This is a genomic window from Paraburkholderia graminis C4D1M, from assembly GCF_000172415.1.
In the GTDB taxonomy this organism is placed as follows: Bacteria; Pseudomonadota; Gammaproteobacteria; order Burkholderiales; family Burkholderiaceae; genus Paraburkholderia; species Paraburkholderia graminis.
Map to the genome: position 1 here is coordinate 80407 of NZ_ABLD01000008.1, position 22265 is coordinate 102671.

The 22265-nt window shown below is 62.8% G+C and carries 20 protein-coding genes and 1 pseudogene; 5 read left to right on the forward strand and 16 right to left on the reverse strand.

Translation table 11 applies throughout. From position 1 onward, the window contains the following. Positions 1–54: 54 nt before the first annotated feature. The 7 genes from BGRAMDRAFT_RS15820 to BGRAMDRAFT_RS15850 form a co-directional block, all read right to left on the reverse strand. On the reverse strand, positions 55–1638 hold the full coding sequence (locus BGRAMDRAFT_RS15820; protein ID WP_044021217.1) for an ABC transporter substrate-binding protein: 1584 nt from the start codon (positions 1636–1638) through the stop codon (positions 55–57). Positions 1639–1723: 85 nt separating this feature from the next. After that, the gene (locus BGRAMDRAFT_RS15825) at positions 1724–2656 is read right to left on the reverse strand and encodes an ABC transporter substrate-binding protein (RefSeq protein ID WP_044021184.1); all 933 of its coding nucleotides are present in this window, start codon (positions 2654–2656) and stop codon (positions 1724–1726) included. Between the two features lie 21 nt (positions 2657–2677). After that, positions 2678–4495, reverse strand: coding sequence for an amino acid ABC transporter permease/ATP-binding protein (locus BGRAMDRAFT_RS35860; protein ID WP_006049792.1), 1818 nt, complete (start codon positions 4493–4495; stop codon positions 2678–2680). Between the two features lie 40 nt (positions 4496–4535). After that, the gene (locus BGRAMDRAFT_RS15835) at positions 4536–5858 is read right to left on the reverse strand and encodes an LLM class flavin-dependent oxidoreductase (RefSeq protein ID WP_006049793.1); all 1323 of its coding nucleotides are present in this window, start codon (positions 5856–5858) and stop codon (positions 4536–4538) included. A 60-nt stretch (positions 5859–5918) separates the two neighbouring features. Continuing rightward, positions 5919–6860, reverse strand: a complete 942-nt coding sequence (locus BGRAMDRAFT_RS15840; protein ID WP_006049794.1) for an ABC transporter substrate-binding protein — start codon at positions 6858–6860, stop codon at positions 5919–5921. Positions 6861–6892: 32 nt separating this feature from the next. Then, the gene (locus BGRAMDRAFT_RS15845) at positions 6893–7444 is read right to left on the reverse strand and encodes a GNAT family N-acetyltransferase (RefSeq protein WP_006049795.1); all 552 of its coding nucleotides are present in this window, start codon (positions 7442–7444) and stop codon (positions 6893–6895) included. A 187-nt stretch (positions 7445–7631) separates the two neighbouring features. After that, complete coding sequence (locus tag BGRAMDRAFT_RS15850) at positions 7632–8657, reverse strand: succinylglutamate desuccinylase/aspartoacylase family protein (RefSeq protein WP_006049796.1); 1026 nt, start codon at positions 8655–8657, stop codon at positions 7632–7634. 209 nt (positions 8658–8866) lie between these two features. Between BGRAMDRAFT_RS15850 and BGRAMDRAFT_RS15855 the strand changes: the two genes are divergently transcribed. Continuing rightward, positions 8867–9931, forward strand: a complete 1065-nt coding sequence (locus BGRAMDRAFT_RS15855) for an LLM class flavin-dependent oxidoreductase (protein WP_006049797.1) — start codon at positions 8867–8869, stop codon at positions 9929–9931. 83 nt (positions 9932–10014) lie between these two features. Here the strand turns inward: BGRAMDRAFT_RS15855 and BGRAMDRAFT_RS15860 are convergent, their stop codons facing one another. Next, entirely contained in the window at positions 10015–11205 is a 1191-nt protein-coding gene (locus tag BGRAMDRAFT_RS15860; protein WP_006049798.1) for a porin, read from the reverse strand. A gap of 309 nt (positions 11206–11514) precedes the next feature. Between BGRAMDRAFT_RS15860 and BGRAMDRAFT_RS15865 the strand changes: the two genes are divergently transcribed. Continuing rightward, positions 11515–12387: a MetQ/NlpA family ABC transporter substrate-binding protein gene (locus tag BGRAMDRAFT_RS15865; protein WP_006049799.1), complete on the forward strand. Its 873-nt coding sequence runs from the start codon at positions 11515–11517 to the stop codon at positions 12385–12387. Between the two features lie 27 nt (positions 12388–12414). On the opposite strand, the gene BGRAMDRAFT_RS15870 is transcribed toward BGRAMDRAFT_RS15865, so the two are convergent. From BGRAMDRAFT_RS15870 to BGRAMDRAFT_RS15885, 4 genes are all read right to left on the reverse strand, one after another. Beyond that, the gene (locus BGRAMDRAFT_RS15870; protein WP_006049800.1) at positions 12415–13830 is read right to left on the reverse strand and encodes an MFS transporter; all 1416 of its coding nucleotides are present in this window, start codon (positions 13828–13830) and stop codon (positions 12415–12417) included. Positions 13831–13911: 81 nt separating this feature from the next. Then, the gene (locus BGRAMDRAFT_RS15875) at positions 13912–14520 is read right to left on the reverse strand and encodes an SRPBCC family protein (RefSeq protein ID WP_006049801.1); all 609 of its coding nucleotides are present in this window, start codon (positions 14518–14520) and stop codon (positions 13912–13914) included. A gap of 22 nt (positions 14521–14542) precedes the next feature. After that, a complete protein-coding gene (locus BGRAMDRAFT_RS15880; protein WP_006049802.1) occupies positions 14543–16000 on the reverse strand; it encodes a UbiD family decarboxylase in 1458 nt (485 codons plus the stop codon). A 231-nt stretch (positions 16001–16231) separates the two neighbouring features. After that, entirely contained in the window at positions 16232–16669 is a 438-nt protein-coding gene (locus tag BGRAMDRAFT_RS15885; protein WP_006049803.1) for a PaaI family thioesterase, read from the reverse strand. A 245-nt stretch (positions 16670–16914) separates the two neighbouring features. Between BGRAMDRAFT_RS15885 and BGRAMDRAFT_RS36120 the strand changes: the two genes are divergently transcribed. From BGRAMDRAFT_RS36120 to BGRAMDRAFT_RS15895, 3 genes are read left to right on the forward strand one after another with little or no spacing between them, the layout of a single operon-like run. Continuing rightward, complete coding sequence (locus BGRAMDRAFT_RS36120) at positions 16915–17061, forward strand: pentapeptide repeat-containing protein (RefSeq protein WP_157140627.1); 147 nt, start codon at positions 16915–16917, stop codon at positions 17059–17061. A 50-nt stretch (positions 17062–17111) separates the two neighbouring features. Next, the gene (locus BGRAMDRAFT_RS15890) at positions 17112–18077 is read left to right on the forward strand and encodes a LysR substrate-binding domain-containing protein (RefSeq protein ID WP_006049804.1); all 966 of its coding nucleotides are present in this window, start codon (positions 17112–17114) and stop codon (positions 18075–18077) included. A gap of 4 nt (positions 18078–18081) precedes the next feature. Continuing rightward, positions 18082–19710 (forward strand): class I adenylate-forming enzyme family protein, encoded by a 1629-nt coding sequence (locus tag BGRAMDRAFT_RS15895; RefSeq protein ID WP_006049805.1) that lies wholly within the window; start codon positions 18082–18084, stop codon positions 19708–19710. Here BGRAMDRAFT_RS15895 and BGRAMDRAFT_RS15900 read toward each other — a convergent pair. The 4 genes and pseudogenes from BGRAMDRAFT_RS15900 to BGRAMDRAFT_RS15915 all read right to left on the reverse strand — a co-directional run. After that, positions 19702–19854 (reverse strand): annotated as a pseudogene (locus BGRAMDRAFT_RS15900) (XdhC family protein); the annotation flags it as partial. The gene BGRAMDRAFT_RS15895 and the pseudogene BGRAMDRAFT_RS15900 sit on opposite strands and share 9 nt — an antisense overlap. A 24-nt stretch (positions 19855–19878) precedes the next feature. Then, a complete protein-coding gene (locus BGRAMDRAFT_RS15905) occupies positions 19879–20256 on the reverse strand; it encodes a RidA family protein (RefSeq protein ID WP_006049807.1) in 378 nt (125 codons plus the stop codon). Between the two features lie 3 nt (positions 20257–20259). Further along, entirely contained in the window at positions 20260–21663 is a 1404-nt protein-coding gene (locus tag BGRAMDRAFT_RS15910) for an MFS transporter (RefSeq protein ID WP_006049808.1), read from the reverse strand. A 94-nt stretch (positions 21664–21757) separates the two neighbouring features. Then, positions 21758–22264: a (2Fe-2S)-binding protein gene (locus BGRAMDRAFT_RS15915; protein WP_006049809.1), complete on the reverse strand. Its 507-nt coding sequence runs from the start codon at positions 22262–22264 to the stop codon at positions 21758–21760. Position 22265 lies beyond the last annotated feature (1 nt).

Sequence of the window (22265 nt, forward strand, 5' to 3'; positions counted from 1 at the left end):
GCGATGCGATGCCATCGCATCGTCGTCCCGCACGTCGCCTCGACGTAGACGCGATCACTCCAACCACACGCCTTCGAAGCGATGACTGCCGAGCGGCGAAAACACCATCCCCTTCACACGCTTCGACACAGGCAGAGAGACGATGGAATGCGCAATCGGCGTATAAGGCACCTGCTGCTTGAAGATGACCTGCGCCTGCTGATAAAGCGCCGTGCGCTCGTCGACGTTCGCGGCTGCGCGCGCCTTGTCGATCAACGCGTTGAACGCCGGATCGCACCACTTGGACACGTTACTGCCGTGCACCGCATCGCACCCGAGCAACGTGCCGAGCCAGTTGTCGGGATCGCCGTTATCGCCTGACCAGCCGTAGAGCATCGCGTCGTGTTCGCCGCCCTGCTTCGCGCGGCGGTTATATTCGCCCCACTCGTAGCTCACGATCTTCGCGCGCACGCCGATCTTCGCCCAGTCCTGCTGGATCAGTTGCGCCATCAATTGCGCATTCGGATTGTAGGGGCGCTGCACCGGCATCGCCCATAGCGAAATCTCGAAGCCGTTCGGAAAGCCGGCCTGCGCAAGCAGCGCTTTGGCTTTTGCGGGATCGTAAGGTGCGTCCTTCAACTGCTTGTTGTACGACCATTGCGCGGGCGGCATCGGATTCGACGCAATGGTTGCATTGCCCGAGAAGACCGATTGAATGATCGCGGGTTTGTCGATGGCCATATCGAGTGCGCGGCGCACTTCCACGCGATTGAGCGGCGCATGTTGCGTGTTGTAGGCGACGAAGCCCACATTGAAGCCGACGCCCGAAACTGCGGTAAGCGCGGCGTTTCGCTTCACAACCTCGAGATCGGCGGGACGTGGAAACACGGACACCTGACATTCGCCGCTTGCCAGCTTCTGCATGCGTACCGCCGGATCAGGCGTGATCGCAAAGATCAGATGCGCGAGCTTGACGTCGTCCGGGCGCCAGTAGACGGGATTGGCGTCGTAACGGATCAGCGCGTCCTTCTGGTACGAGCGGAACACGAACGGCCCGGTTCCGACCGGCAACTGATTGATGTCCGCCTCGCGATGCGCGGCGCTCAGCTTCTCCGCATATTCCGCCGACAGAATCGACGCGAAGCTCATCGCGAGATTGCGCACGAAAATCACGTCCGGCTCCTTGAGCCGAAAGCGCACGGTCAGAGCATCGATCTTCTCTATGCTCTCGATGTTCCTGTCGAAGCCCAAGTCGCTGAAATACGGAAAGCTGCTTGGATACGCCTTGCGGAACGGATCGTCGGCATGCAGCATCCGGTTGAACGTAAACAGCACGTCGTCGGCGTTGAAGTCGCGCGTCGGTCGAAACCATGCGGTCGTATGAAACTTCACACCGCCGCGCAGATGAAACGTGTACGTGCGCTGATCCGCTGAAATGTCCCAGCTCGTCGCCAGCGCGGGTTCGAGATCGAGCGTGCCGCGGCGGAACTGCACGAGTCCGTTGTAGACGGTATTGGTGCTCGCGTCGAAATCGGTGCTGGTCGTATGCTGGCCCGGATCGAAGCCGGCGGGGCTGCCTTCGGAGCAGAACACGAGTGTGCCGGTGGGCGCGGCGTGGACAGAAGCGCCGTTCATCAGCAGCGCGCCGGTTAGCACCATCGACACGCCAAGGCGCGAACCACGAAACAGGGCGTGCCGCAGCGACGCGCCGGGAAAAACGGAACGGAAGGTCATTGGAATTGGATCAGAATTTTGGCAGGCCCGGCGGGTTGCTTTCGGAGCGGTTCAGCGCTTCCGCCTGAATCCCCCAGCGCGCGAGCGCGCGCGCGTACGTGCCGTCGGCGATCACGCCATTGGTGGCAAGTGTCAGGCCGTCGACAAGTCCGCTGCCCTTGCGCGTTGCAATCGCCACGTCCGCTCTCGCGGGCCAGCCCGCATTCACGGTTCCCACCTGGCGAATCGCGCCGCTTCGCGCGGCGTCGTAGGCAAGCGGCGCATTGGGATTGAACTCCAAGTCCGCCCGGCCGGAGAGCAGCGCAACGCGGCTTGCCGCATCGTCGTCGAAATACTGGAGCTCGACGGGTTTCAGTCCTTTCGCGATGTTCTGCCGGTTCCATTCGAGGATGATCTTTTCCTGGATCGTCCCCGAGCCGGTAATCACGCGCAGGCCCGCAATGTCTTTCGGCTCCGCGATGTGGCGTATCGGGCTGGCGGTTCGCACATAGAAGCCGTGCAAGCCCTGACGGTAAGTGGTGAAGTCGAACTTCTCCTTGCGCTGCTCCGTCACGCCGACGTTCGAGATCACCGCGTCGTATTTCCCCGACGTCAAGCCCAGGGGCCAGTCGGCCCACGTGATCGGCACGATGTCGAGCTTCAGTCCCAGGGCGTCGGCGATCAGTTGCGCGTAGTCCGCATCCGAACCGACGACGGTCCGCGCATCCGTCGCGTAAGTCGCGGTCGGCGGACCATGCGGCGAGATGGCGACTGTGAAAAGCCCTTCCCTCACGAACCGGTAGCGATTCGCGATTGCCGCAATCGCCTGCTCGTTTTTGCCGGTACGTATGCGTCCGGGCTGTTGCGGACTGAGGTCGATGCCGGTCTGCGCGCCATATGCGCGGCCGATCGTCGCCAACGCCGCCGCGATGCCCGTCATGACGAATCTGCGCCTGTTGATCATCGTGTTGCGAAGAAGGAGTGGTCAGAGCACACGCGACAGGAATTCGCGCGTGCGGGAATGTTGCGGTTGATTCAGCACGCTCGCTGGCGGACCGGCTTCGATCACCCGGCCGCGATCCATGAACACGATGGTGTCGGCCACTTCCCGCGCAAAGCCGATCTCGTGCGTGACGATGACCATCGTGGTGCCGGAGCGCGCCAGTTCCTTGATGACGTCGAGCACTTCGTTCACCAGTTCGGGATCGAGAGCGGATGTCGGCTCGTCGAACAACAGAACCTTTGGCCTCAACGCCAACGCGCGCGCAATCGCGACGCGTTGCTGCTGTCCGCCCGATAATTGCCGCGGCCACGCGTGCGCCTTGTCCGCGAGTCCGACACGCGCAAGCAGATCCTGCGCGAGCTGCTCCGCTTCCTTGCGCGGCAAGCGGCCAAGCGCGACCGGCGCCTCGACGATGTTGTCCAGCACGCTCAGATGCGGGAACAGATTGAAGTTCTGAAACACCATGCCGACGTCGCCGCGACGCCGCAGCACGTCGCGCTCCTTTAGTTCGTAGAGCGTCATGCCGTCGCGGCGATAGCCGATCAGTTCGCCGTCGATATCGATCAGACCGTCGTCGACGCGTTCAAGATGATTGATCGTGCGCAGCAACGTCGACTTGCCGGAGCCGGATTGACCGAGGATCACCGTGACGCTGCCGGGACGCATGGTGAGCGAGACGTTGTCGAGCACCTTGAGTGCGCCGAAGCTCTTCGAGACCTTCTGGATGACGATCTCGCCGCCTGTGCGCTGGTCGATCCACGGATTCGCAGCGCCGGGGATTTTCGACTCGCTCGGCGCGATGGCGTCGGCAAGCCGCGACTCGCCGGCAAATGCAGTTTCGCGCCGGCGCAGCACGAATCCTGCAAGCGCCTTGATCGCCTCTTCGAATGGCGACGGCGTTGTGCTGCGCGTCGCGCCGCGCGAGAAATAGCGCTCCACGTACACCTGAATCGCGGAGAGCACCGAGAGAATGATCAGATACCAGACGGTTGCCACCATCAGCAGCGGAATGACCTCGAGATTGCGCCGATAGATGATCTGCACCGTGTAGAACAGCTCGGGCATGGCGAGCACATAAACCATCGCCGATCCTTTCGCGAGCGAGATGAGATCGTTGAACGCGGTCGGCACGATGGCCCGCATGGCCTGCGGCAGCACGATGCGCCGCGCCTGGCGAAGCCGCGGCAGTCCGAGCGCGGCGGCCGCTTCGAGCTGCCCCTGATCGACGGACTGAATGCCGCCGCGAATCACTTCCGCCGAAAAAGCGGCGTGATGCAGCGTCAGGCCGAGAACGGCTGCGCAAAAAGGACTGACGACTTCAGTAGTCGGCCAGTTACCGAATGCGATGCCGGTAAAGGGAATGCCGATGCTGATCGTCTCGTACAGATAGCCGAGGTTGTTGAGGATCAGCAGCAGAACGATAAGCGGGATCGAGCGGAACAACCACACGAACACCCACGCGCTGCCTGCAAGAAGCGGAGAACGCGAGACCCTTGCGAGCGCGATAAGCATGCCGAGCGCGAAGCCGATCGACGCACCGAGCGCCGTCAGCAGCAGTGTTCGCCCGAGTCCCGAGAGCACCGGTTCCGACAGAAACCATTCGGCAAATACGCCCCAGCCCCAGCGCGGATTGCCGAGCACGGAGTCGAGCACGAGCGCGATCAGAATAGCGGCGAGCGCGGCGCCGGCAGTGCGCGCGCGATGCTTCGCGGGCACGACGTGATAGCGGTTGCGGTCCCGTTGCGATTCTCCTTGTGCGGACCCTGGCGCCTGTACGGCGACTTTGGCGGCTTCGTTCATCGTTCGTACTCGGTCCGTTGTGGTGTCCGTTCGCGTGTGTTCATGCAGTTTCGGTCAGCGTGTAGCGGCTTTCCTTGCGCGGCAAACCTAAGTGGTCACGCAGCGTTGCGCCGCTGAGCGTCGTTTCGTAACGGCCGCGCCGCTGCAGTTCGGGAATCACGTAGCGGACAAAATCGTCGAGGCCTTGCGCCTGCACCGCGAAGCCAAGAATGAATCCGTCGGCGGCGCCCGCTTCTATCCAGCGGACCAGTTCATCGACCACGTGTTCGGCCGTTCCGAGAAAATGCGTCTTCGGCGTCGCGACTTCGAGTGCGACTTCGCGCAAGGTTTGTCCGTTGCTGCGGGCATTGGCCTTGATGCGGTCCGTCGTCGAGCGGAAGCTGTTGCGGCCAAGATCGCCGAGTTCGGGGAACGGGGCATCGAGCGGGTACTGCGTAAAGTCGTGATGATCGAAAAAGCGGCCGAGATACGCGAGCGCTTCGTCGATATTGAGCAGATCGCGAATCGCGCGGTACTTCGCTTCGGCTTCTTCATGCGTGGCGCCGACAATCGGGCCGATACCGGGGAATATCTTCACGTCGTCGCGGCTACGCCCATGCGCCTCGGCGCTGTCCTTCACGCGCTGCGCGAAAAGCCGCGTCTCTTCGACCGAGACCGAATGCGTGAACACGGCATCCGCATATTTGCCGGCCAATGCAATGCCCGCATCCGACGAGCCGGCCTGGAAGATCACCGGCTGACCTTGCGGCGAGCGCTGGATATTGAGCGGCCCCGCTACCTGAAAAAATTTCCCCTGGTGATTGAGCGGATGCAACTTGTCGCGATCGAAAAACACGCCGCGCTCGCGGTCGCGCACGAATGCATCGTCGTCCCAACTATCCCATAGCCCTTGCGTCACGCTCAGGTATTCATCCGCGATTTCGTAGCGCAACGCATGCTCGGGATGCGATCCGCCGTAGTTCTTCGCGGTGCCTTCGAGCGGCGTCGTGACGACGTTCCAGCCGGCGCGGCCGCCGCTGATCAGATCCAGCGACGCGAACTGCCGTGCGACCGTGAACGGATCGCTATACGACGTCGAGACCGTACCCGCGAGACCGATTTTCGACGTGACCGTGGCGAGTGCCGACAGGATCGAAATGGGCTCGAAGCGATTCAAAAAGTGCGGAATCGATTTCTCGTTGATGTAGAGACCGTCCGCGACGAACGCGAACGCAATGCCGTTCGCTTCCGCTTTTTGCGCCGTGCGGATCATGAAGTCCAGATTGACGCTGGCATCCGCCGGTCCCGCCGGATGCTTCCACGCGTTCATGTGGCTGCCGGCACCTTGCAGCATGATGCCGAATGGGATGTGCTTCTTGCTCATGATGTCGTTCGCCAGACAGAAGGAAAGATCGAAGCCGGTGATGCGTTTTCGACCGCCGCGTCACGACTTCGGCAAGCCCGGCGGATTGGTCGCCGCCTTCGCGATCGCTTCGGACTCGAGATGCCAGCGCGCGAGCACCGAGCGATACTGTCCGTTCTGGATCAGATTGTTCAGCGCGATGGTGAGCGGCTCGGCAAGACCGCTGCCCTTGCGCGACGTCACCGCGACCTCCGCCGTGCGCGGCCAGCCGCCGCTCAAGGTGCCGACCTGGCGCGTCTTGCCTTGTCTCGCGGCATCGTAGGCAAGCGCGGCATTCACGCTCAAGATCGCGTCCGCGCGCCCCGACTGCAACGCCACCGACCTCACCGCATCGTCGTCGTAGTACTGCACGGAAACCGGCTTGAGCCCACGCGCAACGTTCTGCCGGTCCCACTCGAGCAGGATCTTTTCCTGATTGGTCCCGGCGTCGGTGATGATCCGCAGACCGGCGATATCTTTCGGCTCGGCGATTTGCCTGATCGGACTATCGGTCCTCACATAGAAGCCGATCTGATCCTGCCGGTAGGTCGAGAAGTCGAACTTCGCCTTGCGCTCTTCCGTCACCGTGACGTTGGAAATCACCGCGTCGACCTTGCCGGACGCAAGGGACAGCGGCCAGTCCGGCCACGCGAGAATCACGACATTCAGATGCTTGCCGAGACTGTCCGCAATCAGTTGCGCGAGGTCCGGGTCGAATCCGACTACCGTTCTCGCATCGCTCGCATAGGTGCTGATCGGCGGATGACCGACAACGATGCCCACCGTCAACGCATTCTTCGCGACGAAGGCGAAGTTCGAAGGTATGGCCTTGATGGCGGCCGGGTCCTCCGCGCCGCGAATGCGGTTCTGTTGCGCCGGGCTAAGATCGAAGCCCGGGGCCGCCGCGAGCGCCGGGGCACTGCCGGCCGTCATGCCGGCCATGCTCGCCAATAGAAGCGTTGCAAGATGCGCGCGCAATCTCATCGTCATGTGTTCCGTTGGAATGTCAGGTGGGCTTAGCGGATCGCGAGATCGGTTTGTTTCGCGCGAAGGTCTTCGAGGGTATCGATGCGGCCCGGATCGAGCAGGTCCTTCCCGTAGCGCAGATGAACATGCACCTCGGGAGGCAACGACGTATCGAACAGGCTGGCGTAGCCGCTATTCGCATACAACGCCCAGGCTTCGGGCTGCCGAAACCCGGTGGTTAGATAAACGCGCGTATAACCCTGGGCGAGCGCACGCTGTTCTAGTTCCTGCACGACGCGGCGCGCGAGGCCCTGACGGCGCACATCGTCGCGTGTCCAGACACGTTTGAGTTCCGCGGTGCGCGCGTCGTAGCGCTTGAACGCGCCGCCGCCGATCGCCACGCCGTCCCGCAGCAGCAGAATGAATGCGCCCTCCGGCGGAGCGAACGCCTCGGCCGGATAACGCGCGATTTCCTGCGCGGCCGACTCGCCGTTGTCCTTGTGAAACGATGCGTAACGCGTCGTATATTCGCGCTGCAATGCGCTTAGCAGAGGTTGGGCAAGCGGATCGAGCGGAGTGGTATCGACAACGCTAAAGCTCATGATGATCGACCGGAACGCGCCGGCTCGTCTTGTGGAATTCACACGATAGCGCGCAGTCGTTCGACGGCTAAACAAGCAATTGGTATATGAATATGGTGCCGCTGCGGCGAACGTTTTTTGTTGTCCGTTCGATTGCTCGCGCATCGCATTGCGTTATTCGCGCAGCGTATCCGTCAATAGAACATCGTCAGCGCGCGAGCTGCGTAAAGAACGTTGGATCGTCCTCTGCAAGATGAAACAGACAATCGCCTCTTCGGACCAACGCGGGCACGCGCTTGCAAACGACTTCTCCGTCGCTGTCGAAATGGCGAATCACCGGCTCGCGCCACGGCGTATCGGGGAAATGGATTCGCGCAGCGGGTTGCCCCTGACTTACCCGGTCGCCGAGTTCGACAAGCGGCTCGTAAACGCCGCTGTCGTAGGCATAAACGTAGTGCCGCGCACCGGCGACGCGTCTGAAACGCACGCTTGCAGGCGGCGATTCGGGGACGAGCGGGCCATGCAGCAAACCGACGTGCCCAAGGAAATGCAGCAGCCCCTGGCGCGCTTCGCGAATCAGCGCGGAGCTGACCGTGCCCGCACCGCCGAGTTCGGTCGTGATGGACACCGCGCCTTGGCGGCGCGCCGCCGCTGCCGCATGCACCGGGTTCTCGCGATGAATGAATGCGTTCGGCAAACCGAATGCATTCAGCAAATCGATTAGCCGCGCTTTCTCGGCCTCGTCGCGCGGCTCGATCGCGAGCATGTTGCCGCCGTGATAGAGCAGTGAACTGCCGCCCGAATGCAGATCGATCAGATAGTCGGCACGCGCGAGCAATTCATGCTCGATGTAATGCGCGGCGATCTGCGTGGGCGAGCCTCGCGGGTCGCCGGGAAACGCGCGATTGAGATTGCCGTCGTCTATCGGCGAAGCCCGTAGACCCTGCTCGACCGCGGGCGCATTCGCGGCCGGCAACACGATGATTTGCCCCGTTAGATGGGCCGGATCGATCTCGCGCGCGAGTTGCGCGGCGAGAATTTGTCCTTCGTATTCGTCGCCGTGATTGCCGGCCATCACGAGCACGACAGGCCCGCTGCCGTTTCGTATCGACACGACGGGGAACGGCAGCCAGCCGTATGCGGAACGATGCACGGAGTGCGGCAGACGCAGATAACCGGTGTGCCGGCCGGCCAGGTCGAAGTCGACTTCGCTGACGATTGGATTCAGGTGCATATGACAGTTCTCTGGAAAGTGCCGGCAATTCGAGGCGTTGGCCTCATTAAACATCGGCCGGCGTCTTCGCATCGAACAAATCTTTTTGCCTTTACTTATTCTTCTAGATTGTTTGACCGCGCCGTTCATCGAGAAATACCATCGCCGTACTAATGATCGGCTCGTCGCGCCGCGCAAGCCCGATATATGCCGTACTTCCAGAACCTCACATGACCGCCTACGCTTTAAGCCTGCTGGACAAAAGCCCGATCGCACGAGGCGAGACTCCGACCGAGGCGCTCAGGCGCACGGTCGAACTGGCGCGCCATGCGGAGTCATGGGGATACCGGCGCTACTGGCTCGCTGAACATCACAACACGAGTCAGCTCGCCTGCCCTTCGCCGGAAATCCTGATCGCTTATATCCTTGCACGCACCAATCGCATACGTGTCGGTTCGGGCGGCGTGATGCTGCAGCACTACAGTCCCTACAAGGTCGCGGAAAATTTCAATCTGCTGGCCTCGCTCGCGCCCGGCCGCGTCGATCTCGGCATCGGCAAGGCGCCTGGCGGTTTGCCGCTTTCGACGCGCGCGCTGCAATCGGCGCGCGACCCTGCGCACAAGCCCGATTTCGCTGCGCTCGCGTTCGAGCTGGACCGCTATCTCGCCGATGCTCTCGCCGCGAATCGCGAACACGATGCTGCCGACGGCGACGAGCAGTTCGGTTCCGTGCTGCGAGCCACGCCGCTGCCGCCTTCGCCTGCGCGCCCTTTTCTGCTCGGAGCAAGCGTCGAGAGCGCGGCGCTTGCGGCGCGGCTTGGCTGGGACTTCGTGTACGCGGCTCACATCAACGGCGCGCCGGACGAGATCGAGCGCGCGTTGGAGCGCTATCGCGCGGCATCGAACGGACGCAAGGCATTGCTGGCCCTCTCCGTCATAGCAGCAGAAAGCGCTGACGAAGCAGCGCGGCTCGCATCGGACACGCGGCGTTTTCGCGTGCAGGTCGGCGATCAGCAGCCGGTCACGGTGGGCAGCATCGCGCAGGCCGAAGAGTTCGTTCGTCAGGCAGGCGGCGGCGCTCATCGCATCGACGAACGCGAGAACCACATCGTGCATGGCACATCCGACGCGGTGCACGATGCGCTCAGTGAACTGCAAGACCGCTATGGCGTGGATGAATTCATCATCGATAATCCGGTGACGGAAGCCGCGCAACGTGTCGCCTCGGTGCGTTTGCTGGCGCGCGGGCTTCAGCACGGCAAGACGCGCGAAGCCGCCGAAGCGGCGCGCGGCTGAAACGACTCAGCAACTCAATCACGTATCGCGTATCGCGTATAAGCCACGACGGCATGCATGCGCCATGCCGTCGCGGCCTCCGGTCAGAACTTCACGCGCAAGCCTGAAAGCACGGCGACCTGACGGTTCGTCGACGAAGCCGTGCCGGCATCGGCAATCGCCGCGATGGTGCGGTAGCCCGAGCCGACCCGCGTCGATGCATCGCCGACGGCAAGCTGATACACGCCGGACAGATACACGTCGGTGCGCTTCGACAATGCATAGTCGACACCGAGCGTGAACTGATGCCAGCGCGGCTTCAGATTCGCGCCGCTGGTTCCCGGCAGATTCGTCGCGCGGCCATCCGTATAGGTGTAGACGCCGATCAGCGTCAGCGCAGGCGTGAACAGGTAGCGTGCATTCAGGTCGTAGTTGTTGAACTTGCGCGACGAGCCGTCGCTGTAGTCGAGCTGCGTGTGACTCCATGCAAAGCCGACCGTCGCGCGGCCGAATGCGTAGTTGGTGCCCGCCACCGCGATCTGCTGGCGCACCACGCCGCCGTTCAATCCGTAGAAGAGCGCGCCGCTGTAATCGTCGCCGCTCGTGGTCGACGCGCCTCCGACCGCACCGCTCGTATTCGACGTCGTATCCGGATGATTGAGCACTACGTAGCCGCCGCCGATCGACAACGGTCCATTGACGTAGTTCGCCGAGATGCCCCATGCGCGGTTGTTGCCGAACCCTGTTCCGCTGCCGCCGCTGGCCTGATTGCTGAACGCATATAGGCCGTCCACCGTGAATCCGGCAATCGTGTCGCTGCGGAACTTGACGGCGTTATTGACGCGGAAAGTCTGGTTCAGATTGTCGTTATCGCCGATGTGGGTCGACGGCGACCAGAAACCGGAGCCCGCGTATTGCGCCGCGAGATCGGCGAGCGGCTCGTACTGGCGTCCAAGCGTCAATGTGCCGATGCCGGTTTTCTGGACGCCGACAAACGCCTGCCGTCCGAACTCGCGACCGCCCTGAGCCAGCGTACCGTCGTTGGGACGGAAGCCGCCCTCGATCGTGAACACGGCCTTCCAGCCGTCGCCCAGGTCCTCGTTGCCTTTGAGGCCCCATCGGCTGCCGCTTAGCTTGCCGCTCGTCTGCTGGAAGTTGCTCGCGCCCTTCTGATTGTTCGTGTAGGTGATGCCCGCATCCACGAGCCCGTACAACGTGACCGAGCTTTCCGCCTGAGCGGCGAGTGGAGCGATTGCAAGCAGACCGGCGGCGCTGGTGAGAGCGACTCGTTTCATCTTTACCCCTTGTTGTCGTGGTTAACATCATCGGCTGAAAGGGGTCCAATCTTAGGATCGCGAAATGCGGGAGACAAACATCGAAGTCGGGTTTGCTACGGATTGCTCCGTGCATTTGAAATTCAGGGGAACTTTAAATTGCAATTTCCCGGCAGTTTTATCGCGCCTTGCATGCGAGTGAGAACTCGCAATTGATAAGCAGAATTAGTTGTTTGGCGTTCGAAACGGCGCGTGATCTACTGCTTCGAATTCAAAGTTCTCTAGCAACGCTGCACGGTTGCCGGTGCGATCGCCACTACTTTCATCGTCATGTTCCGAACAATCACTATCCCGTCACCCTTCAAAAAACGCGCAGCCGGCGCGCTGCTGCTCGCCACCACGCTCAGCGCTCTCACCGCGCTAACGTCCATTAGCGCGCATGCCGCCGATAGCAAGAACACCGCGCAGGAATTGCGCGTCGGCTTCGTGCCTGGTCCTTACGCGGACGAATTCAAAGCGGGTGTCGAACCGCAACTGCGCAAGAAAGGCTATGCGATCAAGTACGTCGAGTTCAGTACAGGGCTCGAAGCAAATCAGGCCGTATATCGCGGCGAGATTGTCGCCGACGTGATGCAGCACGAGGTCTATCTGAAGTCGTATAACGAGCGCAATGGGACCGACCTCGTCGGCGTGGTGCAGGTGCCGACGCCGCCGATGGGTCTCTATTCGAAGAAGCACCGAACGCTGGCTGAAGTGAAACCCGGCGCGCGCGTCGCGGTGCCGAATGATCCGGTGAATCTCGAACGCGCGCTGAAGATTCTGCAGCGCATCGGCTGGATCAGGATCAAGCCAAACCCGAATCCCGTCGACGTCACCGAGCGCGACGTGATCGCCAATCCGGCCGGCATCAAGATCGTTCCGCTCGAATCGGCGCAAGCGCCGCGCGCGCTCGACGATGTGGATTTCGCCGCAATTCAGGGCAATTTCGCGATTTTCAGCGGCCACAAACTGGCCGATGCGCTCGCGCTGGAAGAGATGACGCCGCCGTATATCAACCAGGTCGTCGTGAAGGCCGGCAACCGCAATGCGCGCGCGACGCAGGACATCGTTGACGCGTATCGGTCGGTGGAGTTTCAGCAGGCGATTCGCGGCAACCGCTTCTATGACGGCTGCAGGTTGCCAGCGTATTTCGCTAATGAGTGAGCGCGCTTATCGCAACCCGCAGCCTTGTCACGGCGCGATTTCCTCGAGGCTTCGTTCGCGCGTCTCTGTCATCCTGAGTGCGCAAATCGCGCCGACCACCGCCACCACGGCGAACATCACGAACACCGAGCCGATGCCCCGCTTATGCAGCAGCAGTCCCGCAAGCGACGGTCCGACCGCGGACGCAAGACGCAGCCAGGAAGTGGCGAGCCCGGTGCTCGTTGCACGCATTCTGGTGGGATAAACCTCGGGCGTGTACAGGTACAGCACCGCCGCGATCGAACCGATCAGTCCATAACTCAGCGTGCCGAGCACCATTGCGCTCCATACGTCGTGCGCGGCAAAGAGCCCGAGGCATGCGAACAGAATCGCCGCCAGACAGAAAGCGGACACCGTCCAGTTGCGGCGGCCAACGCGATCGATCACATACGCGCAGATCAGCAGCAGCGCGACTTGTGCGACGTTGGTCATCGACGCAGCTCGCAGCGCGGTTTGCAGCGGCAGGTGATAAACCGAGCGATACAAGGTCGGCAGCCAGTTGTTCAAACTGTTCGCGATGAAAAACGCGGTCGCCCACAGCACCCACACGACGAGCGTGCGGCCGCGATAGAACGGCGAAAGCAGTTCGCGCCAGCCCGCGCGCGCATTCATCACGCCTTTGTTCGGCTGCTGGCGCCGGCCGGGTTCGATGCGGCGATCCGTGCTCGCTTCCATGTCGCGGACCACGGCTTCCGCTTCGTCGAATCGTCCTTTGGAAATCAGCCAGCGCGGCGATTCGGGCAAGCGCGCGATCAGCAGCGCGATCAGAAGCCCAGGCACCGCGCCGATCCAGAACATGATCTTCCAGCCGATGAGCGGCACGAGCCATGCGCCGATCTGTCCGGTCGCCATCAAACCGACCGGGAAAATCAGTTCGTATAGCAGAAAGTATTTGCCGCGGCCGTGAGCGTTGGACAACTCGCTGATGTACGTCGCTGCGACCGGCATTTCACCGCCCACGCCGATTCCCTGAATGAATCTGCACACCAGCAGCACCGCGAAACTGCCGCTTAGCGCACAGCCCATGCTCATCACGGACATGATCGCAATGGCGATCGTCACGCTGCGAATTCGGCCGCGCCGTTCCGCGTACCAGCCGAACGTCAGCGCGCCGATGAATTGACCGATGTAGCTCGCGCCGATCAGCACGCCGATCTCCAGCGGCTCGATATGCCACAGGCCGATCAGCACCGGAAGCACGAAGGCGATCGAGAGCGCGTCGAACGCATCGAAGAACGTCGCGCTGCCGACGATGATCCGCGCCTTCGTATGCCAGCGCGAAAACGGCACGCTCTCTATCCGGCGAATCAGCGCCGCGCTTGCAGCGTCGACAGCCGCTTCGACGGCCGCCGTCTGCGTGTCGTCGCGTGTGACTGCGCCCTGTAGCGTATTGCCATCCTGCATCGTCGTCTCCTGTTGCGGGTGCCGCGAGCGGCGTTCGGGCTGCGGCGCCCGATACGTCGTTCACGCATCCCGTCGTTGTTATCAATGCAATGCGTACACCGCGACGAGCGCAAGGACGACCACCACGCCCAGTGCCCACATCCAGTTTCTTGCGCTCGTGCCTGCCGCTGTCTGCGAAGTGGCGAGCGTGCCTGCGTGAGCGTCGGCAGAAGCGGTCGCCGGGCGTGCTTCATCTTCCGCCGTCTGCTGCGGCCCAATCACAGCCGCCGTGAAGCGCCCAAAAAAGTCCTCGGCCATTTTTCGCGCGACACCGTCGATCAGTCTCGCGCCCACTTGCGCGAGACGCCCCCCAACCTGCGCATGCGAGCGGTACACGAGCCGCGTGCCGCCGTTGTCGGCAAGCAGATCGACGTGCGCGCCGCCCTTGCCGAAGCCCGCCGCGCCGCCCGATCCTTCGAACGTCATCGAATACGACTGCGGCGGTTGTAAATCAGTCAGCACCATCTTGCCTTTGAAGCGCGCCTTGATCGGGCCGACGCTTGCAGCCATCACCATCTGAAACTGGTTGTCGTCGACGCGTTCGAACGACTCGCAGCCGGGCACCGAAGCCTTGAGGATTTCGGGGTCGTTCAATGCGGCCCATACGCGTTCGCGCGGCAGCGGCAAAATCTGTTCGCCTGTCAGTTCCATGTGCAACTCTCCTTGTCGTCCGTCAGCCGAGAATGTGTTCCCATTTCGCGCGCGTCTTGTCCTGCAGTTCCTTGCTCGCCTCGGCAACCTGCGGAAACTCCGCGAGAAAATCGAACGGACGGCACGCGTCGATAATCGCCTTCGAGTTGAAGGGCGCCTTGTACGGATTCGCAATCGACATCGGATCGTTCTTCGACCCCATGCCGCGTTTGACGATGTCGATATCGATGTCCGGATCGGTACGCGTCGCGACTGCCCACATCACCTCCTGAAGATTCGCCGGATCGATGTCCTCGTCGACCACGATCGAATAGCGCGACATGTATGCGCCCACGCCGCACTGGCTGAGAATGTGTCCCGCCTGCCGCGCGTGTCCCGCATAGCGCTGACGGATCGACACCACGTTGAACATGCGCGCGCCGCCGATCTCATGCGCCCACACGCCGGCGACATCGGGCACGCCGGCCGCCTGAAGCGCATCGACGAGCAACGCCGAGCGCATCACGGCCTTCGAATACGAGTAGTCGTTCGGCGGCTTCGCGGGCGGGCTGCCCATGATGATCGGGTTGTTGCGATAGTAGATGCGCTCGATGGTCACCACCGGCGCGGTCTCCGCCTTGCCGGGGTAATAGCCGTGGAATTCGCCGAACGGCCCTTCGATCCTGACGTCGCCCGGATGCGCATAGCCTTCGATCACGATCTCCGATGCGCTCGGGAACGGCAGATCCGTCAACTGCCCTTTCACCACGGAGACCGGCTTCTTCAGGATCGCGCCGATATAGTTGTACTCGCACATGCCGAACGGCACTTCGATACCTGAAATCAGGTAGCCGAGCGGATCGCAGCCGATCACGATCGCCACCGGAAACGGCTTGCCCGCCTTCATGTGCTTGTCGTACTGGATCGCGCCGTGCTTGCCTGGAATCATGTCGAGGCCCACATGGTTGCGGTCGTGAATCATCACGCGGTACGTGCCGACATTGATCCACTCCGAGTCGAGATCTTTCGTCACCACCATGCAGCCGGTGCCGATATAACGGCCGCCGTCTTTCTCATGCCACAACGGCGCGGGAAACGAAAAGAGATCGACGTCGCCGCCGGTCTGCACGTTGTCGAATACGGGGCCGCTCGCCGCTGTGACCGGGTCGTATTCATGCGCATGCGCCTGCCATTGCTTCGGCTTGCCGCGCAACGTCTCGACCAGCGCGCGATGCGTCGGCTGATGTCCGACGCGCAGGATCGACGACAATCGCGCCGGGCTCGCGGTGCTGCATGTCAGCACGCGATGTCCTTGCGGATAGTCGGGGATATCGTCGAAAAGCAGCGCGGCGGGCCGCTCCTTCTTCACGTTCAACTCGCTGATCGCTCCGAGTTCCAGATTCCAGTCCGCGCCCGAAACGTCGGTCAGTTCGCCGAGCGCGCGCGCCTCGTCGAGCCATGCCCGCAGATCGAGCGGATGGGAAGTCGAGCTGTCTGTCACGTCGTGTGTCTCCGATAGTTTGGCGATTTGTATTCGTATTCGTATGCGGGATTGCGAACGCCGTCGTCACGTGGCGCCGCTTCACTTGTTGATCGCCACAATGAGGCAATGCGGCGGCACACGCAAACGACCATCCTTCATGACAGGGATGAGAAGGATTCATGCGATGGTTGCGAATGCGATCGTGCGAATGGGACCGCGGCGCTGCGGCCCGCCGCATGTCAGTTAGGTTCAGTCGAGTTCGCCAGGCGGGGCGCTCGACGGCTCGCGCCGGCCGTAACCGCCCGCATATTTGAAGGTGCCCTGCGCGGTGGCGATGAGCGTCTTCGAATCGATCCACGCCTCGCCGCGCGCGAAATAAACCGACCGCCCCTTGCGCTCGAGAAAGCCCTTGCCGATCAAGGTCTCGCCCACTCCCTTATCGAGGAAGTTGAGCGTCAGCGACAGCGTCACCGCGTGTATCGGCCGCAGCGGATCGGCGCTATACAGCCCCGCATAACCGCAGGCCGCATCGAGCAGCGTCGCCACCACGCCGCCTTGCAGCACGCGTTGCCGGTTCAGCAATTCGGGCTGCAAGCTCAGGCGAAACTCCGCATAGCCATCGCGCCAGGCCGTGCGCGTCAAGCCGAGGCTGGCAAGAAACGGATTTTCCAGCACATCGATATCCACTGTTGTTCTCTCCCTATCCGCGCGTGAACGGGCCTGACTGCCCAACGTTTCGGTTCTTCGCGCGCGGCCCGGCACATTGACGTTCCGGGTTTGTAACGATTGATTAATGTGCGCCGATAGACGACGCTTCGCTCGACCGGACCAAGAGTGCATGAGCGCTTTCCACGCGCGCAAACTAACTTTTCTCATGCCTGCATGAAAAAGTTTCATTTCCTCGGGGTCCGTAACCAGCCGATCATCCAGGCATCGGTGCGGCTTTCCGCGGGGCGGCCTTCCGCGGGGCGGCTCTCCGCAGGGCGGCCTTCCGCAGGGCGGCTTTTCGCGGGGCGGCTTTCCGCAGGGCCGCCGACACGTATTCCCGCGCCCGTGCGAGGCGCCTCGCGCGCCGATGAAACCCGCTAAGATCCACTACCCAGGCGTTCCTGCATTGCGCTGACAACAGATGAGACCCTATATCCCTTCGCTTCAGAGCCTGCTCGCATTCGAAGCTGCCTCGCGGCATTTGAGCTTCACCCGCGCGGCACAGGAACTCGAGTTGACGCAGACGGCCATCAGCCACCAGATCAAGACGCTCGAAGACCGGCTCGAAGTCAAGCTTTTCGTGCGGCGCCGAAACGTGCTCACACTCACGCCGGCGGCACGCGAGTATCTCGATTCGGTGCATGAGGCGATCAATCTGCTGTCCATCGCCACGGCGCACGCGCGCAAGAAAAAGCCCAGCACCGTGCTCACGGTGACGTGCCTGCCCACCTACGCAGTCAAATGCCTGATCCCCGCGCTGCCCGAATTCCAGCGTGCTCATCCGGACATCACCGTGCACGTCGCAACCAGTTCGACGTTTAACGAGTTCGATCGCAACAGCTACGACGTCGCGATCCGTTACGGCTCCGGGCGCTGGGCGTCGGCGCGCTCGGACCGTCTGCATGGCGAGGAGTTTTTCCCCGTGTGCTCGCCCGCGGTGCTCGAAGAAGCGGGCAAGTTCGGATCGGTCGCGGAAGTGCTCGCACGCATGCGGCAGATTCGCACGTACTTTTATTCGATGTATCAGGACGATTGGCCCGCGTGGCTCGAAGCGGCCGTGCATGAGCCCGTCGAATTCGCCGGCGAATCCGTTTTCCATTTGCAGCTCACGTCGCTCGCGGCGGCCGTGGACGGCGTCGGCATTGCAATCGGCCGCACGCCGCTTGTGAACGGCGATCTGGCGAGCGGCAAACTCGTGGCGCCGTTCGACGTGCGTGTGCCGTCGAATTCCGCGTATTTCGTTTCGTCGCCGACCGACAAGGCACGCACGAAGAAAGTGGAAGCCTTCCGTGAATGGGCGCTCGCGCGGCTCGGCGAAAACCGCGATCGCGGCGAGACCGCGGCGCAATGCGAGGCCGCCTCGCCTTCCGTGCCCGAGCCCTGCTGAGCTCATGGTCAGCACGCATCCGCCCACGAACGATCCGCCTTTTCGCACTGTCGCGGCCCTGCTCGAACAGCATCGGCGCGCGACGCCCAACAAGCCTGCCATCGTCGATGTCGAGCGGCGCGTGAGCATGAGCTTCGAGCAACTCGCGCAATCGGTCGAGACGATCGCCAGACAATTCGCGCGGCGTGGCGTGACGAGAGGCACGCGCGTCGTGCTCGCCGACTGCGATGCGCCCGACAAGCTGCTGCTGTGGCTCGGCGCGTGGCGGCTCGGTGCAATCGTGTGTCCGCTCGACGTGCCCTTCGTCGGCGTAAAGATCGCACGGCAGTTGCTCGACACAATCAGGCCGAAGCTGATCGTGTTTCCCGTCGACGCCGTGGACCCCGCCGACACCGCCGTCGCCGCAGCGAACGTGCAGGTCGTGCGCTTCGCTTCGTGGGCCTCGGCCGGCCGCGAGAACATCGGCTGCTATGGCGACATCATCTCGCTCGAAGCAGGCGCGCACGACGGCACGCCGCTGCCCGACGGCGCAACCGTATGCACGCATCGCGACATTGCGTCGATGTGCTGCACGTCGGGCACGACAGGCATTCCGAAGATCGTCGTCTACGATCACCAGTCGTACTGGCTCAACGGCCTCGACAGTATCGACCTGCTCGGTTCGAGCCGCGACGACCGCATGCTCGAATACCGTTCGTTCGACTGGTACTCGGCGCAGATACTGAGCTTCATTCCGTTTCTGCAACTCGGTTCGACACTATGCGTCGCGCGCCGCTTTTCGCGCAGCAGCTTCGGCGACTGGATCCGCGATCAGCGCATTACCGTTTGCGCGGGCGTGCCCACGGTGCTCAACATGCTTCTCGAAGCACCGCTCGAGGTGAGCGCCGAAACGTTCTCGTCGCTGCGCGCGATGACCTGCAGCACAGCGCCGCTATCGCCCGTTCAATGGATGCGCTTCGAAAAGCGCTACGGCATTCGCATCCTCAACCTGTATGGGTCGTCGGAAGCGGGATGGATGTGCGGCAACCGGCTCGAGCATCGCAAGCTCGGAACGGTCGGTTATCCGGCCGCGCATATCCGCTTCGGGATCGTGGACGCCGACGGTATGCCGTGCGCTGCCGGCGTCGAAGGCCAGGTTGTCGTCGACGGTGACAAGCTCGCGCTCGGCGTGCTTCAGCAAGACGGCTCGCTGCTGCCGATTCGCGGCGCGCCGCTCTTCACGCGGGATATCGCCGCACGCGACACGGACGGCTTCGTGCGCATGGCGGCTCGCATGGACGATCTCATCATTCGTGGTGGCGTGAAGATCGTGCCGCAGGAGATAGAGGATGTGATGCGTACGCATCCTCATGTGCAGGACGTCGCGGCGCTCGGTGTGCCCGACCCGGTGTATGGACAGGAAACGGTCTGCTTCGTGGTGCTGCAGCCGGACATGGCGCCGAACGTGGAGGCGCTGCGTGCGCATTGCCGGCGGCATCTGCCGCGCGAAAAGATGCCGATGAATATCTATCCGGTTGCAGCGCTGCCGCGCAGCGCGCGCGGCAAAATCTTGCGCGACGCACTGCGTCAGCAATGGTGGGGGATCGTCAGCTCAGGGCCGCAGTTGCCGGAAGCGGATCAAGACCAGGAGTAGGTCGTCGTCGCGCATCGCGAGCATCGCGCCGACGGGGCGCGGACTCGAACCCCACGTGCGCGTCACCGTGACGGGTACGACGCGGCGGCCCGGCGCGAGCCAGTCGACGGCATTGCGCAGCACGCTCACGTCGATGCTGTCCATCGTGTCCTCCGTAAAGCAGCGCGTTTATGCGCCGCGATGCGCGACCATCTGCAACTCGACGAGAAAGCCATGATGCAGCTCGGGCACCGGCACCACCGCGCGCGCCGGCTTGTGAGCGCCGAAATACTCCGCGTAGAGCCGGTTGAACTCCGGCCAGTTCTTTACATCGACGATGTACGCGGTGCATTGCACGACGTCGGTCAGCGCGCAGCCCGCCGCGGCCAGCACCTGCTCGCAATGAGCGAGCGTGGCGCGCACCTGGCGCTCGAAGTTGTCGGGGCCGTCGGTGGCCACGCCGGGGCCCGGCAGCATGCCCGAGACGAACGTGAAGCCACCCGCCTGCACGGCCTGCGAATAGTGGCCGCCCGGAGACGGCGCATTGTCGGTGAAAATGAAATTCATGGTTCAAACCTCTTCTGGTAAGGGTTGGCCGCGCGTTTCCGGCAGCCACGGCGCGAGCGCGAGGCCGACCAGATAGATGAAGCCGACTATGACCGCCGCATGACCGTAGCCGCCGAAGCGGGTGATCAGTGTGCCGGCGACGAGCGGCCCCGTCCACGCAAGAAAGCGCGGAACATTGAAGCACAGCGCGATAGCGGTGCCGCGCACGCGCGTCGGATAAAGCTCGGGCAGCCACGTGGGCATCCACGTATATTGACCGAGGCTGAAAAAGCCTGCCACGCAGGCGACCGCCAGCAGCAGGCCGACATCATGCGTCCACATGAAGAGCACCGGCGTCAGCACGAACGCCATCGCGAAGAATAGACAGGTGATGCGCTTGCGGCCATAGGCGTCGGCGAGAAAGCCGAGGCCAATATAACCGCTGATCGCGCCGACGTTGTAGGCCATGCCGGCAAAGCTCGCCCACGAGGCCGCAGAAAGCCCGGCATGCGCCGCGACCGAACCGATGTAGGGCGGCACCCACGTCGAGATGCCCCACCAGCCGAGCGTCGTGCTGAGCGACATCAGCACGGCAATCCACGTGCGGCGGCGCAGCTTCGCATCGGCCAGCAGATCGACGAGCGTAAAGCGCGCGAGCGACTGTTCGCGCGCGTCGAGCGTCACGCCCGACTTCCTGCGCGCGAGCGTCGCCTTGCGCTCCGTGTTCACGCGCTGCCATTGCTCGGACTCGGGAATGCCCGCGCGCATCCACAGCGTCGCGAGACCGGGCAGCACGCCGATCAGATACATGTAGCGCCATGCATGCTCGCCTGCGCCGCTCATGAAAAGCCATATCAGCGACGCGACGAAAAAGCCCGTGCCGAGGCCGCACTGCATGAGCCCCGCGCCTTTGCCGCGATGCCGGTCCGGCCAGATTTCCGCAGTCATTGCGGTGCCCGTCGCCCACTCCGATCCCATCGCGAGACCGACGATGAAGCGCAGCGCCGCGAACGATGTCCAGTCCCACGACAGCGCGCTCAAACCGGTGGTCAGCGAATACGCGAGAATCGCGAACATCATCATCCGTTTGCGGCCGATATAGTCGGTCAGAATGCCGCCGATCAATCCGCCGATGCCCCAGCCGAGCAGCGTCAACGCGATCACGAGTCCCGCGTAGAACGGAATCTGCGCGTGGCCCGACGCCGGCAGCAACTGGCCGAGCGCGCCGCCCACGGTCAGAACCAGTGCGTAAGTTTCGTAGCCGTCGAAGAACCAGCCGAGATTGGACGCGATCAATGCGCTCCATTGCTGGCGGTTGATCGAGCGATACCAGACGGCATGGGTTGCGTCGTCCAGGGCGACCCGCGGCTCGCCGCCCAGGCTGCCGCGCGTGCCGCTGCCGGAGCTTTCCTCCAGAGGGTGCTGCATCGACTGTCTCCTCGATGTCGTTATCGCGCGCCATGCCGTCTGTTGTTCTTCAGACGCGCGTCACTGCGTTGATTTGCCGTTGTTTGCAGGCGCGCTACGCGGCCACGACGGCCACCGTCGCCTTCGACTTGCGCATTTGCGCGGCGAGCTTGACGGCCTCGATGATCTCCGGATACGCGGCGCAACGGCAAAGATTGCCCGACAGGAAATTACGGATCTCGGCTTCGCTCGGGTCCGGATTGCGGTCGAGCAACTGGCGGCTCATCAGTATGAAGCCTGACGTGCAAAAGCCGCATTGAAACGCGCCGCACTCGATGAACGCCTGCTGCACCGGATCGAGCTCTCCATTGGCGTCCAGGTTTTCGATCGTGCTGACCTCGCCGCCGTCGGCCATTGCGGCGAGATAGAGACAGCCCGACACGCTCTCGCCGTTGACGATCACCGTGCAGCATCCGCACAAGCCCTGACCGCAGCTTTCGCGGGCGCCATATAGCGCGAACTGCTGACGCAGCACGTCGAGAATCGTGTGATGCGGTTCGACCTCGGCGCTCACGCGCTCGCCGTTCAGCGTGAATTGAATGTTGATGGAAGTAGCGCTCATG